This window comes from Streptomyces panacea, from assembly GCF_040560175.1.
In the GTDB taxonomy this organism is placed as follows: domain Bacteria; phylum Actinomycetota; class Actinomycetes; order Streptomycetales; family Streptomycetaceae; genus Streptomyces; species Streptomyces panacea.
Genome location: NZ_JARJHW010000088.1, coordinates 1 through 14,279, shown reverse-complemented (window position 1 = coordinate 14,279; position 14,279 = coordinate 1). Strand labels below are relative to the sequence as shown.

At 69.9% G+C, this 14,279-nt stretch carries 13 protein-coding genes and 2 pseudogenes; 2 read left to right on the top strand and 13 right to left on the bottom strand.

The annotated features are described in order from the left end of the window. Nucleotides 1–17 precede the first annotated feature (17 nt). From P3L51_RS20965 to ggt, 5 genes are all read right to left on the bottom strand, one after another. A complete protein-coding gene (locus tag P3L51_RS20965; RefSeq protein WP_354606814.1) occupies nt 18–1,289 on the bottom strand; it encodes an aspartate aminotransferase family protein in 1,272 nt (423 codons plus the stop codon). An 80-nt stretch (nt 1,290–1,369) separates the two neighbouring features. After that, nucleotides 1,370–2,212, bottom strand: coding sequence for a nitrilase-related carbon-nitrogen hydrolase (locus P3L51_RS20960; protein WP_354606800.1), 843 nt, complete (start codon nt 2,210–2,212; stop codon nt 1,370–1,372). A gap of 220 nt (nt 2,213–2,432) precedes the next feature. Beyond that, on the bottom strand, nt 2,433–4,049 hold the full coding sequence (locus P3L51_RS20955; protein ID WP_354606799.1) for a hypothetical protein: 1,617 nt from the start codon (nt 4,047–4,049) through the stop codon (nt 2,433–2,435). A 226-nt stretch (nt 4,050–4,275) separates the two neighbouring features. Continuing rightward, nucleotides 4,276–4,656: a PPOX class F420-dependent oxidoreductase gene (locus P3L51_RS20950; protein WP_354606798.1), complete on the bottom strand. Its 381-nt coding sequence runs from the start codon at nt 4,654–4,656 to the stop codon at nt 4,276–4,278. 114 nt (nt 4,657–4,770) lie between these two features. Beyond that, nucleotides 4,771–6,603 (bottom strand): gamma-glutamyltransferase, encoded by a 1,833-nt coding sequence (gene ggt, locus P3L51_RS20945; protein WP_354606797.1) that lies wholly within the window; start codon nt 6,601–6,603, stop codon nt 4,771–4,773. Between the two features lie 124 nt (nt 6,604–6,727). On the opposite strand from ggt, the gene P3L51_RS20940 reads away from it, so the two are divergent. Beyond that, nucleotides 6,728–7,471 (top strand): hypothetical protein, encoded by a 744-nt coding sequence (locus tag P3L51_RS20940; RefSeq protein WP_354606796.1) that lies wholly within the window; start codon nt 6,728–6,730, stop codon nt 7,469–7,471. A gap of 676 nt (nt 7,472–8,147) precedes the next feature. Here the strand turns inward: P3L51_RS20940 and P3L51_RS20935 are convergent. From P3L51_RS20935 to P3L51_RS20915, 5 genes are all read right to left on the bottom strand, one after another. Next, nucleotides 8,148–8,588, bottom strand: a complete 441-nt coding sequence (locus P3L51_RS20935) for a DUF6278 family protein (RefSeq protein WP_354606795.1) — start codon at nt 8,586–8,588, stop codon at nt 8,148–8,150. A gap of 112 nt (nt 8,589–8,700) precedes the next feature. Continuing rightward, a complete protein-coding gene (locus P3L51_RS20930; RefSeq protein WP_354606794.1) occupies nt 8,701–9,480 on the bottom strand; it encodes an exodeoxyribonuclease III in 780 nt (259 codons plus the stop codon). A 45-nt stretch (nt 9,481–9,525) separates the two neighbouring features. Then, nucleotides 9,526–10,191: an MBL fold metallo-hydrolase gene (locus P3L51_RS20925; RefSeq protein ID WP_354606793.1), complete on the bottom strand. Its 666-nt coding sequence runs from the start codon at nt 10,189–10,191 to the stop codon at nt 9,526–9,528. A 104-nt stretch (nt 10,192–10,295) separates the two neighbouring features. Beyond that, a complete protein-coding gene (pcaDC, locus tag P3L51_RS20920) occupies nt 10,296–11,615 on the bottom strand; it encodes a bifunctional 3-oxoadipate enol-lactonase/4-carboxymuconolactone decarboxylase PcaDC (RefSeq protein WP_354606792.1) in 1,320 nt (439 codons plus the stop codon). A gap of 30 nt (nt 11,616–11,645) precedes the next feature. Beyond that, nucleotides 11,646–12,065: a site-specific integrase gene (locus P3L51_RS20915; protein WP_354606791.1), complete on the bottom strand. Its 420-nt coding sequence runs from the start codon at nt 12,063–12,065 to the stop codon at nt 11,646–11,648. A 50-nt stretch (nt 12,066–12,115) separates the two neighbouring features. Between P3L51_RS20915 and P3L51_RS20910 the strand changes: the two are divergent. Further along, nucleotides 12,116–12,638 (top strand): annotated as a pseudogene (locus P3L51_RS20910) (transposase). Between the two features lie 8 nt (nt 12,639–12,646). Here P3L51_RS20910 and P3L51_RS20905 read toward each other — a convergent pair. The 3 genes and pseudogenes from P3L51_RS20905 to P3L51_RS20895 form a co-directional block, all read right to left on the bottom strand. Then, on the bottom strand, nt 12,647–13,138 hold the full coding sequence (locus tag P3L51_RS20905) for a hypothetical protein (protein ID WP_354606790.1): 492 nt from the start codon (nt 13,136–13,138) through the stop codon (nt 12,647–12,649). Between the two features lie 695 nt (nt 13,139–13,833). Beyond that, nucleotides 13,834–14,031, bottom strand: a complete 198-nt coding sequence (locus tag P3L51_RS20900; RefSeq protein WP_354606815.1) for a hypothetical protein — start codon at nt 14,029–14,031, stop codon at nt 13,834–13,836. Nucleotides 14,032–14,083: 52 nt separating this feature from the next. Beyond that, nucleotides 14,084–14,242: pseudogene (locus P3L51_RS20895) on the bottom strand (hypothetical protein); the annotation flags it as partial. Between the last annotated feature and the right edge of the window lie 37 nt (nt 14,243–14,279).

Sequence of the window (14,279 nt, the reverse complement as noted above, 5' to 3'; positions counted from 1 at the left end):
GACTTTGAAGACACGGCCTAGACGCTGTTCAGGGCGCGTTCGAGGATGGCCGCGCCTTCTTCGGCCTCGGCGACCGTGAGGGAGAGCGGTGGGGCGATGCGCAGCACGCTGGTGTCGTGGCCGCCGCCCTTGCCGATCAACAGGCCGCCCTCCCGCGCCGCCTCGGTCACCGCCGCCGCGGCCTCCGGGTTCGCCTCGTCGGTGCCCGGCTTCACCAGCTCGATGCCGATCATCAGGCCGCGGCCGCGCACCTCCCGTACGGCGGGGACGGCCGCCCCCACGGCGCGCAGCCGCTCGATCAGCAGGCCGCCGACACGGCGCGCGTTGCCGGGGAGGTCGTGCTCCAGGAGGTACGCGAGGTTGGCGACGCCCGCCGCCATCGTGACGGGGCTGCCGCCGAACGTCGAGATGGAGTTGGTGTCCAGGCAGTTCATGATCTCGGCGCGGGCGACGACGCCGCCGATGGACATGCCGTTGCCGATGCCCTTGGCGAAGGTGAGGATGTCCGGCGGGCCGTTCTCGGCGTGCGCCTGCCAGCCCCAGAAGTGGTCGCCGGTACGGCCCCAGCCGGTCTGCACCTCGTCGCTGATCCACAGGATGCCGTGCCGGTCGAGTACTTCGCGGAACGCGGCGTACAGACCGTCGGGCGGTGAGGTGAAGCCGCCGACGCCCTGGACCGGTTCGGCGATCAGCGCGGCGGGCGCGCGGGTGTGCCCGAGCAGGTCCTCCAGATCGGCGACGCACGCGGCGATGAACTCCGCGTCGGACAGGTGCGCGTAGGGGCCCCGGGTGCGGACGCCGCCGTGCACGTACAGCGTCTGGAGCGGCGAGAGGCTGGTCGGGGACCAGCCGCTGTTGCCGGTGACGGACACGGTGGAGAAGGAGCGGCCGTGGTAGCTGTTGCGCATGGCCAGGATCTGGTTGGAGCGGCGGTACGCGGTCGCGAGGAGCAGGGCCGTGTCGTTGGCCTCGGTACCGGAGGTGGTGACGAAGACCCGCGCGTCCGGGATGCCGGAGAGGTTGGCGACGCGCTCGGCGAACTCCACCATCGGGCGGTTCAGATAGAGCGTGGACGAGTGGATGATCCGCCCGGCCTGCTCGCTGACCGCCTTGGTGACCTCGGGGAGGGCGTGGGCGGTCATGGTGGTGAGGATGCCGCCGAAGAAGTCGAGGTAGCGGTTGCCGTCGGCGTCCCAGACGTGGCGGCCCTCGCCGTGGGTGAGTTCGATGGGCCGCCGGTAGTAGAGGGCCAGCCAGTCGGGCAGGACGGCGCGGTGCCGGCCGTGCAGGTCGGTGGCGGGGAGCCGGACCGGGTCGTCGTGGGACGGGCCGGCGGTCCGGGCCGCGGCCGGGTTCGCGGGGGCCTCGGTCACGGCCGCACCAGCCCCTCGTACGCGTCGGGGCGGCGGTCCCGGTAGAACGCCCACTGCTGTCGCACCTCTTCGATGACCCCGAAGTCCAGGTCCCTGACGACCAGTTCCTCGGCCTTGTCGCTCGCGGTCTCGCCGACGAACTGACCGCGTGGGTCGACGAAGTACGACGTCCCGTAGAAGTCGTTGTCGCCGTACTCCTCCTGGCCGACGCGGTTGATCGCGGCGATGAAGTACTCGTTGGCGACGGCGGCGGCGGGCTGTTCCAGCTGCCACAGGTAGCTGGAGAGACCGCGCGAGGTGGCCGACGGGTTGTAGACCAGTTCGGCGCCGTTCAGGCCGAGTTGGCGCCAGCCCTCCGGGAAGTGCCGGTCGTAGCAGATGTATACGCCGATCTTGCCGACGGCGGTGTCGAAGACGGGCCAGCCCGCGTTGCCCGGCTTGAAGTAGTACTTCTCCCAGAAGCCCTTGACCTGCGGGATGTGGTGCTTGCGGTACTTGCCGAGGTACGAGCCGTCGGCGTCGATCACGGCCGCGGTGTTGTAGTAGAAGCCGGACTGCTCGACCTCGAAGACCGGCACGACGACGACCATCCCGGTCTCGCGCGCCAGGTCCCGCATCCGGGTCACGGTCGGCCCGTCGGGGACCGCCTCGGCCCACCGGTAGTGCTCGGGTTCCTGCACCTGGCAGAAGTAGGGGGCGTTGAACACCTCCTGGAAACCGATGACCTCGGCGCCTTGCCGGGCCGCCTCGCGGGCGTGCTCCTCATGCTTGGCGATCATGGATTCGGTGTCGCCGGTCCAGGTCGCCTGGACGAGTGCGGCGCGTACGACTCTGGCCACGAGCTGCTCCTTCGGCGGAAGGTCGAGCGTTTACCCGAGCGATTCCCGAGTGCTGTCCGAGCACTTTCTACGCCCGTAGACACGGTGCGTAGGAGGAGAACCTAAGCCCGCCGTCCCACAGGGGCAAGACCATCGCTGTTAAGCCGCGGAGTCGATCATGATTCGCACCCGGCCGGTCCACAGAACGCCCTGGACCGGCCGGGAACCGCCGTCGCCCGCGTCAGGCGCCGCCGATACCCGCGCTCCGCAGCGCACGGGCGAGATCGCGCTCGTTGGTGGTGGAGACGCCCCGGGCCGCCGCCATCAGCAGCGGGACCAGGCGCGGCGGGTCCGCCGCCGCGATCCGTGCCGCGTCCTCGGCTGTACGGGCTCGGACGAAGGCCCCGAGCAGCGCCTGGAGCTCGGCGACGCGGCCCGCGTCGCCGAGGGCCGAGACCACCTCCGCGATGTCCTCGGCGGGCCGGGAGATGCCCTGGCGCAGCAGTACACCGCAGTCCGCGTCACGGCCGGCCATGGCGAGCGCGCTCGCCGCCGCGGCGAGTCTGTCGGGGGGCAGGGACGACACCTCCCACAGCACGGACGCCCAGTCGGCGCTCAGTTCGGCGCGGTGCAGTTCGGCGGCGAGGAACGGCAGTTGCTCGGCGGGGCCGGCCGCTGCCTCGCAGAGCACCACGTGCGCCTCACCGCTGCGCCCGGCCGCCCGTAGCCGTACGAGCACGGCTACGGTGTCGAGCGCGGCGCGGCGCGCCGCCGACTGCTGCCGGGTCAGGCCGCTTTCGGAGTCCCCGTCACGGGCCTTGCCGGAGCCCGGCGCACCGCCGAAGCGGGCGCCGCGCGGTGCCGAGGTGCCGGCGGGCGGGGTGAGGGGCGTGGCCGCCGGATCGGTGCCTTCGGTGAAGGCGTAACGCGCGCCTCGCTGCTTGCGCAGCTTGCGGCGACCGGGTACCTGCGCCATTTCCTGTGAATCGTCGGGGCGTACGGCGGGGTTGGAGCCCGTGTCCGAGTCGCCCGGGTCCCCCGCGCCCCGGCGGCCGTCGGGGCCGCCCCAGCCCTCGGAGTTGCGTCTGCCGTCACCGCCGTTGCCGGAGCCGGCCTCGCCGCCCCGGCCCGGTTCCGGCCGGAACCACTCGTCGGGCGCGGTGGGCCGGCCGGCGTCAGGACGGCCGAAAACCGACTGGTCGTCTACCACCGGCTCTTCTGCTCGGTACCACCCGTCGGCGGCGGTGGGTCTCGCCTCCGACGAGCCGTACTCCTGGGCGGGCGCGGCGTGCGCGGGCGAGCGCGGGCCGGGTGCGCCGTGGGTGGAGTGGGAGGCAGTCGCGTTCGACGGCTCGGCGACACCCGCGAGGCGTTCGCGCAGCTCGGTGCAGCGGGCCGTGGCGCGCGCGTAGTCGTCACGGACCCAGGCCAGGTCGTATTCGAGCTGGTCCGCCTCGGGTGAGCCCTCGGCGACCAGTCGCAGGCGGCGCATCACCTCGTCGGCCCGGCTCGCGGCCGTGGCCTGTTCGTGCTGCATCAGCCGTAGGCGCTCGCGGAGCGCGTCGAGGCCGCCGGGGAGCCGGTCGTGCGCGGCGGCGGACGCGGCGTGCAGTCTGCTCGCGCGGGCCGTCTCACGGTCGACCGGCCGGTTCTCGTGGCTCGCGGCCAGATCGTGGAGCAGGGACTCGACCACGTCCCAGGGCGGTACCTCGGCGCCGTCGAGGCAGGCCCTGAGTCCTTCGGGGTCCCGCTGTCTGAACACCGCGTACCAGCCGCCGTCCGGGTCGAGGAGCGCCGTCATCCCGCGGAAGTACCGCGCGAAAGCCCCGATCTCCGCCGGAAGTTCTTGCCTTGTCATCGCTGTCTTTCCCGCCCCTGCCCTGCTGCGCACTGCCGTAAGGGAACCGTCCGGCCCGCCGGCATGAAACCGCAGCCGTGTTACGTGACGGCTACGCGGGATTGTCGCGCACGGTGCGGTGCGATCACCCGATTATGTCGTCAGTGAGTGGCCGACGTCACGTTTCCCAGGAAAAGAACTGGTTACAGGTCAAGGTTGTTTCACAAGTCGGCGCGCCGACGAGGCGTCAGAAACTCACCACGATTCCGGTGTGCACACGCTTCCCGCGCCGTACGAGCGCGGCCGGCTTCTCGACGAACCAGAACTGCCAGGTGTACTTGCGGGCCAGGAGCTTGTTGATCCGCCCCACCTCGTCGCCCTCCAGCAGCCGGGCCGTCCCTTCGGCGCTCGCCGCGCCCGGCGCGATGCGCCCACGCGCGTCGCACGCGGTCACGACGACATGGCTGTTGTTACGGATCCGCTTGACCTTCCAGGAGTCGCTGCGGGTCCAGATGTACAGCTCGCCGTTGTCGACGGCGTGCCAGACCGGGGTGTCGACCCCGCTGCCGTCCTTGCGGTAGGTGGTGAGGCTGACGTAGCGGCTGCGTCCGAGCGCGTCGAGGGTCATGTCCGCGAGCCTACGCCGCGGCCGGGACCGCAATCGGCCGGACACCTGGCCACAGGAGCCGTCCGGCGGGCCGTCCCGCGGGCCGCCGGAACGCGCGTCCGGTCCGATCGCGCGTTACGGCCGTCCGGCCGGGCGCACCACCATCGCGGAGCCGCCGCCCCTGCGGTCCTTCTCCGCCGCCGCCAGCCAGCGGCCGTCCGGCAGCCGCTGAACGGCCGTCGCGGCGCCGATCTCCGGGTTCTTGGTGAACGCGTGCCCCAGTGCTTCGAGTTGGGCGCGCAGCGGGCTGTCGTAGAGGCCCGGCTCCAGCTCCGTCTTCGCGGAGTTGCGCTGGCTCGCGCGGGGCGCGGCGATCGCGTCGACCAGCGGCAGACCTCGGTCCAGATGGCCGGTGAGGGTCTGGAGGACGGTCGTGATGATGGTCGCGCCGCCCGGTGAGCCGAGCGCCAGAAGCGGCCGGTCACGCTCGTCGAGCACGATCGTCGGGGAGATGGACGACCTCGGCCGCTTACCGGGGCCGGGCAGGTTCGGGTCGTGGACGGCCGGGTTCGCCGGGGCGAACGAGAAGTCCGTCAGCTCGTTGTTGAGGATGAAGCCCCGGCCGGGAACGGTGATGCCGCTGCCGCCCGTCGACTCGATCGTGAGCGTGTACGCGACGACGTTGCCCCACTTGTCGGCGGTCGTCAGATGGGTGGTGTTCTCCCCCTCGTACGTCGTGGGCGCCGCCGTGCCGCCCGCCGCGCACGGCACCGGCTTCGACGGGTCACCGGGCGCGAGCGGGCTCTTGAGCGCCACGTCGTCCTTGATGAGGCATTCGCGCGAGTCGGCGAAGCGCTGCGACAGCAGGCCCTTGGTGGGGACGTCCTCGAAGGCGGGGTCGCCGAGCCAGCGCCCCCGGTCGGCGAAGGTGATCCGGCTCGCCTCGATGAAGCGGTGCAGATACTGCTTCTGCGAGGCGCGGGAGAGGTCGGTGCGCTCCAGGATGTTGAGCGCCTCGCCGACGCTCGTACCGCCGGAGGACGACGGCGCCATGCCGTACACGTCCAGCCCTCGGTAGGAGACCTTCGTCGGAGCCTGCTTCTTGGTCCGGTACGCGGCCAGGTCGCCGGTCGTCAGATCGCCCGGCCGGACCTTGCGCGTGGCGTCCGGGTCGACGGGCGGGGTGCGGACGGTGCGCACGATGTCGCGGGCCAGGTCGCCCCGGTAGAGCGCGTCGGTGCCGTGCCGGCCCAGCTCCGCGTACGTACGCGCCAGGTCGGGGTTCTTGAACACCGAACCGGTCACCGGGAGTTCACCGCCGGGCAGGAACAGTTCGGCGGAGGCCGGGAAGTCGGCGAACCGCGCCTGATTCGACGCGGTCTGGGAGCGGAACGTCTCGTCGACGGTGAAGCCGTCCTTCGCCAGCCGTTCGGCGGGCTTCAGCAACTGCCGCAGCGAGGTGCTTCCCCAGGAGTCGAGCGCCCTCTCCCAGGTCGCCGGGGTGCCTGGCGTACCGACACCGAGTCCGCTCGTCATGGCCTCCGCGAAGGGGATCGGCTTGCCGTCCTCCTGGAAGAGGGTGGCGTCGGCGGACTTCGGGGCGGTCTCGCGGCCGTCGATGGTGTGGACGGAGCGGGACTTGGCGTCGTAGTAGACGAAGTAGCCGCCACCGCCGATGCCGGCCGAGTAGGGCTCGGTGACTCCGAGCGCGGCGGCCGTGGCCACCGCCGCGTCGACGGCGTTGCCGCCGCGTCGCAGCACCTCGGTGCCCGCGGCCGACGCGTCCTTGTCGACGCTGGAGACCGCCCCGCCGTGGCCGACGGCGACCGGCGATTTGGCAGGGGTCGTGGCGGGTGTCTTCGTGGGTGGAGCCTGAGCGGGCGCGGGCGGTGGCGCCGCGGCACCCACCGACAACATGGCGGCGGCGAGCGCCACGATCGAGACGTTACGTGCGGCGAGGCGGTGCATCTGTACCTCCGGTGGACGTCCGTCCGCGGAGCGTAACCTCACCACTCGTGCCCCGCCAGAACCACTTGACCCGGACCACGGGCGGGATGTCCGTCGCGGCGCGGTCCCGCTAAAGTGCGCGCCCATGACTGACGACGTACGCAACATCGTTCTCGGGGTGCTCGCCGCCGGTATCAGTGCTTCCCTCGGCTGGATCGCCCGAACCTATCTCTGGCGCCGCAAACTCCGCAGGAAGCAGGCGTTCTTCGGGCTGCCCGGCAACTCCGAGTGCCTGTTGGTCGTCAACCGCGAGGCGGGCGGCGACGGCGCCGTCCACCGTCACGACGTCTTCGCGCTGCTGGAGATGTCCGCGCTGATCAAGGAGTGCGGCGCGCACGCGCAGATAGTCCAGCACGACTCGGCGCAGCAGGGGTTCGGCGAGCGTACGGAGTTCTGCCTCGGCGGCCCGGCGTCGAACCGCCGGATGGCCGCCCATCTCTCCTCGCTGCTGCCCGGTGTCAAGGTCAACACGGACCCGGATCCGGGCCCGGACCGGGGGGCCTTCCAGATCGGCACCGAGCGCTACCGCGCCGACCCGGGGGTGGCGGAGTACGTCATCCTGGCGCGCCTGACCGCGGGGCAGGACTCCCGGCCGGTCTTTCTCTTCTGCGGACAGCGGGCCATCACCAACCAGGCCGCCTCGCGCTATCTGGCCAGGCACCACGAGAAGCTGGCGCGCAAGCACGGCCGCGACTCGTTCTGCCTGCTGCTGAAGGTGGTCAACTCGCAGGCGTACGGCCCCGATGTGGTGGAGCTGGTCTCCGACGTCACCAGGGCGGCGCAGGAGCCCGCTCCGGCCGCGCGTACCTCGCACCGGGCGACCAGCTGAGGCGGGGCGCGGAGAGGGCGGGGAGCGGGCCGGGAAACGGGAGAGAGCGGCACCCTCGTCGTACGTCGCGACGACGTGGGCCCGCTCCATGGCGGACACGGCCCTCCCGGCGCGCAGCTGACCTTCCCCCCGGCCACGCCCGACCCATGGTGCCTGTCGGTCCCGCGGCGCGAGAAGTGATCCCCGGCTGCTGCCGGAGGGGCCTCCCGAGAAGCGGGAGGCGGGCCATGTCCCTTGAGCTACCGCGCCTCGGGCGGCGGCGGGACCATCCCCGCGGGTGCGGAGCACGGCGGACGCGTACGGACTCCCGGGAGGTTCCCGAGGCCGGCGCGGCATCCGTGGCCTCTGCAGGCAAGACCACCGTCACCATGGGGATGAACGGCAAATCGTAGTCCAGATTCGGCGCGATGGGCTCGCCCGCGTACCCGAACCCCCGGACCGGGGAATCCGGTCGGGGGTCCCTGGCTCCCTCGTGGAATCGACTGCGGCTCCCGCCGCGGACTGCCCGTCGGACCGTGGTCGACGGCCATACGCTGCCCTCCCCGTTCTCGGCTCTGTCGAGGTCAGCGCAAACTATCCAGCGCACCAAGGGACTTCACACCCGACACGCATAAATCGGGCATAAGCCGTATTAACGTCCAGGGCTCACGTCCGCCCCCGTGACCCGGGCCCGGACTCAGGCCTCGGCCGCCTCCGCGTACACCTGCGACAGCTCGGGCGCGCCGCTGACGGCCCAGTCGAGACCCGCCTCCACCACCTGGATCTCCCGGCCGGAGACGAGCCGCACGACGGGGTGGCCGCCGGGCCAGATGTGCCAGGTCGCGCCCTCGACCGTACGCACGATGACCGTACCGAGATACAGCCCCGCGTCGTTGCCCAGCCAGGGCAGCTCCTCGGGGTCGTCGCGCCAGTGCGGAGGCAGTTGGTCCAGCGCCTCCAACGAGGCCGGGGAATCGTCCAGTTCGAGACCGGACTGCCCTGCCCGGACACGCAGCAGCTCGCACTCGGAGAGCAGTTCGGCCACGCCCTCCGCGTCACCCCCGACGACGGACGCCGACGAAGACCCCTCGTCAGCGCCGTTCCGTTTGCGCCAGTTGTCCAAGAAAGGGATGTTCATACCACTCAGCCTGCCATTTCCCCGTACCCGCGCACCTCAGGGCACGCGGGCGGTATCAGAGGCAGAATGCCCAGAGTCCGACCCGCCGATGCCGGCCCGGCCTCCGCGAACATCAGAGGTCGAGGTCGACGACGACCGGGGCGTGGTCCGAAGCACCCTTGCCCTTGCGCTCCTCACGGTCGACATAACTGTCCTTGACGGCAGCGGTGAAGGGCCCGTTGCCGTAGACGAGGTCGATCCGCATACCCCGGTTCTTCGGGAACCGGAGTTCGCGGTAGTCCCAGAAAGTGTACGGCTGGTCGTACTTGAGCGGTCGCGGCATCACATCGGACAGACCGCCCGCACGGAGCGCGGCCAGCGCGTCGCGCTCGGCGGGGGTGACATGGGTGGCGCCCTCGAAGAGAGCCGGGTCCCACACGTCCTGATCGGTCGGCGCGACATTGAAGTCACCGAGGACGGCGAACGGCCGGTCCCCCGCGCTGTCCTCGGCCACCGCCGCGCGCAGCGCCTCCAGCCAGCGCAGCTTGTACGCGTAGTGGTCGTGGGTGACCTCGCGGCCGTTGGGCACGTAGACCGACCAGACCCGGGCACCGCCGCAGGTCGCGGAGACCGCGCGGGGCTCCTCGACGCCCTCGTACTCCGGCCCGCCGGGCAGGCCCTTGACGACGTCGTCGAGACCGACCCGGGAGATCAGCGCCACCCCGTTCCACCTGCCGGTGGCGTTGACCGCGGCCTCGTAACCCAGCTCGCGCAGGGCGTCGGAGGGGAACTGCTCCAGCGTGCTCTTGGTCTCCTGGACGCACAGCACGTCCGTGCCCGTGCTCTCCAGCCAGGCCAGCAGCCGGGGCAGCCGGGCAGTGATCGAATTGACGTTCCAGGTGGCGATGCGCATGGACCACAGCCTATCCGCGAGGTCCGACAGTCACCGTCCGAGCCGTCACAGCTCGGTGGTCTCGCCGGGGGCCAGCCTCGCGTGGCCGGAGCCCCCGAGACGGGCGACGTGGCCGTCGTACAGAGGCAGCGCGAGGTCCGTCAGCAGGGCGTCGTGGATGTCGAAGGTGCGCCGCGGCTCGACCTCGCGTACGTAGTCGATCACTTCGGAGATCTTGTTCCACGGCGCGTGCACCGGGACCATCAGCGTCTCCACGGGCCGGCCCGGGACGGTGAACGCGTCGCCGGGGTGGAACAGCGAACCGTCCACCAGATAACCCACGTTGGTGACCCGCGGCAGATCGGGATGGATCACCGCGTGGAGTTCACCGTGCACCTCCACGTCGAAGCCCGCCGCCGTGAACGTGTCACCGTGCCCCACGGTGTGCACCCGCCCCGGAAAGGCGGCCGACAGCCGCTCCGCGACGCTGCGCAGGGTCCAGATCTCGACGGCCGGGTCCGCTTCGAGGGCGGCCCGCAGGCGGCCCTCCTCGAAGTGGTCGGGGTGCTCGTGCGTGACGAGGATCGCCTCGGCGCCGAGCGCCGCGTCCTCCTCACTGAAGACGCCGGGGTCGACGACGAGCGTCCGGCCGTCCTTCTCCAGCCGGACACAGGCGTGGGACTTCTTGGTGAGCTTCACCGTGACCACCTCGTGCTGCGGGTTCCCGGACATGTCGTACGGCACCTCCGTACGACACCGGCACCGCACCCTCCCATGGTCGACACGCGCCACCACGACGGCAAACGGGAGCGGTGGACGCGGCCACGAGGGCGCCGCTACGGGTCGGGAGTGGTCTCCTCCTGGACGACCGCGCCGACGACGCGGAACGCCGCGTTCGCCGCCGGGAAGCCGCAGTAGACGGCCGTCTGGATGAGCACTTCCTTGATCTCGGCCGGGGTCAGGCCGTTGCGCAGGGCGGCCCTGGTCTCGACGGCGAGTTCGTCGAGGTGACCGCCTGCGACGAGGGCGGTCAGCGTCACACAGCTGCGGCTGCGGCGGTCCAGGCCACCCCGGTTCCACACCTCGCCCCAGGCGTAGCGGGTGACCAGCTCCTGGAAGTCGCCGCCGAAGCCGGCCGTGTCGGCCATGATCTGGTCGACATGGGCGTCACCGACGACCTCCCTGCGGATCCGCATGCCCGCCTCGTAGGGATCCGGGCGGACGGCGGCGACGGCCTGCGGCTGCTCGGCTGAGGCGATCGCGGCGACGGGGGCGGTCATCGGCGACAGGGTCGGCGGTCCCACGGGCGTACCCGGGCCGGGATAGGTGGCCCAGTCGGGCAGCACCGTGATGCCGGTCGAGGTGTCGGAGGGGTTCTGCCAGGCGGTGGAGAAGTGGCGGATGAGGAGGTCGGTGACGGCGGCCGGCTGCTCGACGGGCGCCAGGTGCGAGGCTCCCGGCACGAGCGCCAGCCGGGCATCCGGTATCCCGGCGACCAGCGTGCGGGCCTCCGCGGGGCCGGTGACCTTGTCCTCGGCGCCGACCAGGACGAGCGTCGGCACGCCGATACGGCCCAGCTCCGCCCGTACGTCGAAGGCGGCGAGGGCCTCGCAGGCGGCTATGTAGCACCCCGGGTCGGTCGTACGGACCATCTGGACCGCCCACTCGACGATCGCGGGCTGGGCGGCGGCGAAACCGGCCGTGAACCAGCGCTCGGGCGCCGCGCGGGCCATCGGGTCGAGACCATTCGTACGGACGATGACGCCGCGCTGCCGGAACTCGTCCGCCGTACCGAAGCGCGGCGAGGACGCCACCAGCGCGAGCGAGGCGACGCGGTCGGGGCGGCGCAGCGCCAGCTCGGCGCCGATCGCGCCGCCGATGGAGCAGCCGACGTACCCGAAGCGCTGCACGCCGAGTCCGTCGAGCGTGGCGAGGAGCCGGTCCGCCAGCTCGGGAACACCGGTGGCGGGGTGGGCGGGCGCGCCGCCGTGGCCGGGCAGGTCGAACCGGAACACCCGCCAGTACTTGGCCAGTTCGGGCGTCTGCCTGTCCCACATGTGCCAGGTGGTACCGAGGGAGGGGCCGATCACGAGGACTGGGGCGTCTTCTGGCCCGTCAAAGCGATATTGAAGGCTCTGCAGTGTCGTCTCGCTCATCCGCCTCACGCTCTCATATCTCACAATCTCTCACGACCGAGCGGTCTGTCCCCCTCCGGCCCCATGCAGTCCGCCCCACACTGTGGCAGCTCCACGAAGATCCTCCACACCCGGCTTGACGTACCACTTCTTCGTGGTCTTCACGTTCGGGTGTCCCGCCCACCGAGCCAACAGGTGGTCCGGCACGCCCTTGTTGGCCAGGTACGTGAAGCGGGACGCCCGAGCGTCGTAAAGGCGCACCTGACGGAGCCCTAGCAACTCCATGATCCGGTAGGCCTGTCGGCGGAGCTGCTTGATGTTCCGAGCCGCTCCGGACTCGTCCACCAGGACGTAGCCGGAGTCAACGTAGTCCGGACCGAGGGCCGGCTTTCCCCCGGCCCTGAGAGATGTGAATGACCGGAGCGCATCCCACACCGGAGCGGGCAAGGGAAGCTCTCGCTGTCCGGCCATGGACTTAGAGGCTGTCTCACGTGGCGTGATGTATGTGCGGCATGATGCTGATGGTGGGTGCCGACTTGTCGCAGCGGCTGGTTCCTGACGAACTCTGGGAGCCTGTTGCCCCGTTGCTGCCGTCGTTCGCTGCTCGTCCGCAAGGCGGTGGGACCGCGCCGTGTGACGAACGGGCGGTGTTCACTGCGGTGGTGTACGTGCTGACCAGTGGTTGGGCCTGGCGGCATCTGCCGCCGCCGTTGGGGATCCTGGACGATACGCGCCGTCCGCTCCAGGCGCGGACCGCGCCGGCACCGACCGGTCAAGGTCCGTGCCGACAAGGCGTATTACTCCACCGACCACCTTGCCTGGCTCCTCACCCGCAATCTGATCCCGCGGATCGCGCGTTCGGGAATCGAGTCAGGCGAACGCCTCGGCCGCCACCGCTGGAAGATCGAGCGGTCGATCTCCTAACTGTTCGGCTACCGCCGACTCACCATCCGATACGAACGCAAGGGCAGCCACTTCCTTGCCTTCCTCGACCTCGCCGCAGCCCTGACCTGCTACAAGAAGCTCGCGAAACTCGCCACGTGAGACAACCTCTAAATGTGGGCTCTGATGATTTCGACCTGGCTGTCAATGGCAGCCACGCACTGATCGCTGTTCTGCTCGTCCTTCAGTGTGACGCGGCCTGTGAGATGCGACATCAAGATGGATTCGTAGCAGCAAGAGAGAATTTCCATCGCTTCATCGGCAGACATTGGGTGGTCAAAAGCTTCAAAAATCCGCACCAATGCCATAAAGAAGGGCCCGACCGCCGGCCTAACTGCTACGTCCGGCAAGCCGTCGTACCTCGCCAGGAAGTTGGCGGCGAATTCGGAATCCGACCGCCAATCCGTGAGGTGGTCGAGACGGAATGCGAGCACGGATTCAATCAGAGCGGCGTGATCTGAGGGAAAATAGCAACCAAAGGGTGGGCCGATCAGGGGAATAGATTCCTCAATTACGCAGAATGTGAGATTTGCGAGATTTGCGGCTTCCAATCGCTCCAGGCTTTGGGCATAGGGCTCAATTTCCTGATCCCAGAGTTCCAACTGCTTCTACCTCTCAATTTGACAGGTGAGGCCCTATGTCCGGACCTCACCTGTTGTGACCCACGTGAACCCGTGCGCCTTCCTTCCCGAGCTACCTCTTCCTTTCCCAGAGCTGAATTCCGGAATAAGAATCCGCCCTTCCCGCACAATTCTGACGTTCGAGTCCGCACGCGGGGCGAGATGAGGCAATAATGCCGTCAGCTGCATACTCCCCTTCATCTACCGCATTGAAGAGGATTTGTTCGGCATCAGTGTGCACTTGTGGTGTCAAATCGGTCTCATAAACTCGCCGGTAGCCAAGCTGTTTGGCCATGGCCCGCAGACTCCGGTTCGTTCCATTGTTCGCCACGGAATAAACAAGCTCGCCGCCAAGCTGTCCTGTCGCTACAGTCGTACCCCGGTCTGCTCGCGTTCCGACCCCGAATGTATCGTGAAGCGCTTTCGCGTCATCGAGCAACTGCTGAGGAGCGACCGTCGCGCTTGCAGCAGATCCATCCGAAGACGGGCGAGAAGGTCAGAAGCGCGGCCCAGAAGATCACCGGCAAATGCAACAGCTTCGCAGGGGCGGCTATCTGAGCCGTATCGACTACGGGCAGCGCGCGAACACCCTGTTCAGCGCCGAGTTTGACCGGTTACCCGCACGGCGAAGAGACAGGTCCCGCTGGAAGCAGTTGAAGATGATCCCGGTGTCACCGTCAACGCGGTCGTAGCGAGCCGCTGAATCCGATACTGATGTCGGCGCTCGCGTCGGCGTCGAAACGGATCTCCGCACGGTTGCCGGGTGTGGTAACCGTGATTGTCGGCGGGGTCTCGTCCGTCAGCGACGTCACCAGCGACGACTCGATTTCGCCCGCCCCACTGCCCGAGGTCACCCGGAAGGTGCCCGCCGACACGCCTCGGCCGTCGGCCGTCTCGACCTCGACCGGTGCGGTGACCGCCCGGAGGCACCTCCACCACCAGCGTGGTGGCGGTGCGTGCGGTCACCCGGACCACGATGCCCCCGCCGAAGCGCACCACGTTGTCGGTCAGCGCGGTGGCGAACCCCCCACCGGTCAGCGTGACCGTGGCACCGGCAATGCCGGAGGCCGGGGCAACCGTCGTGATCGACGGCGCCGGTGCGGCCAGGGTGAACGACTCCGGC

Coding starts and splice junctions, on each gene's coding strand:
- P3L51_RS20915 (WP_354606791.1), bottom strand. CDS start 12,065: ATGGCCGGACAGCGAGAGCTTCCCTTGCCCGCTCCGGTGTGGGATGCG.
- P3L51_RS20950 (WP_354606798.1), bottom strand. CDS start 4,656: ATGACCCTCGACGCGCTCGGACGCAGCCGCTACGTCAGCCTCACCACC.
- P3L51_RS20955 (WP_354606799.1), bottom strand. CDS start 4,049: ATGACAAGGCAAGAACTTCCGGCGGAGATCGGGGCTTTCGCGCGGTAC.
- ggt (WP_354606797.1), bottom strand. CDS start 6,603: ATGCACCGCCTCGCCGCACGTAACGTCTCGATCGTGGCGCTCGCCGCC.
- P3L51_RS20925 (WP_354606793.1), bottom strand. CDS start 10,191: ATGTCCGGGAACCCGCAGCACGAGGTGGTCACGGTGAAGCTCACCAAG.
- P3L51_RS20930 (WP_354606794.1), bottom strand. CDS start 9,480: ATGCGCATCGCCACCTGGAACGTCAATTCGATCACTGCCCGGCTGCCC.
- pcaDC (WP_354606792.1), bottom strand. CDS start 11,615: ATGAGCGAGACGACACTGCAGAGCCTTCAATATCGCTTTGACGGGCCA.
- P3L51_RS20940 (WP_354606796.1), top strand. CDS start 6,728: ATGACTGACGACGTACGCAACATCGTTCTCGGGGTGCTCGCCGCCGGT.
- P3L51_RS20935 (WP_354606795.1), bottom strand. CDS start 8,588: ATGAACATCCCTTTCTTGGACAACTGGCGCAAACGGAACGGCGCTGAC.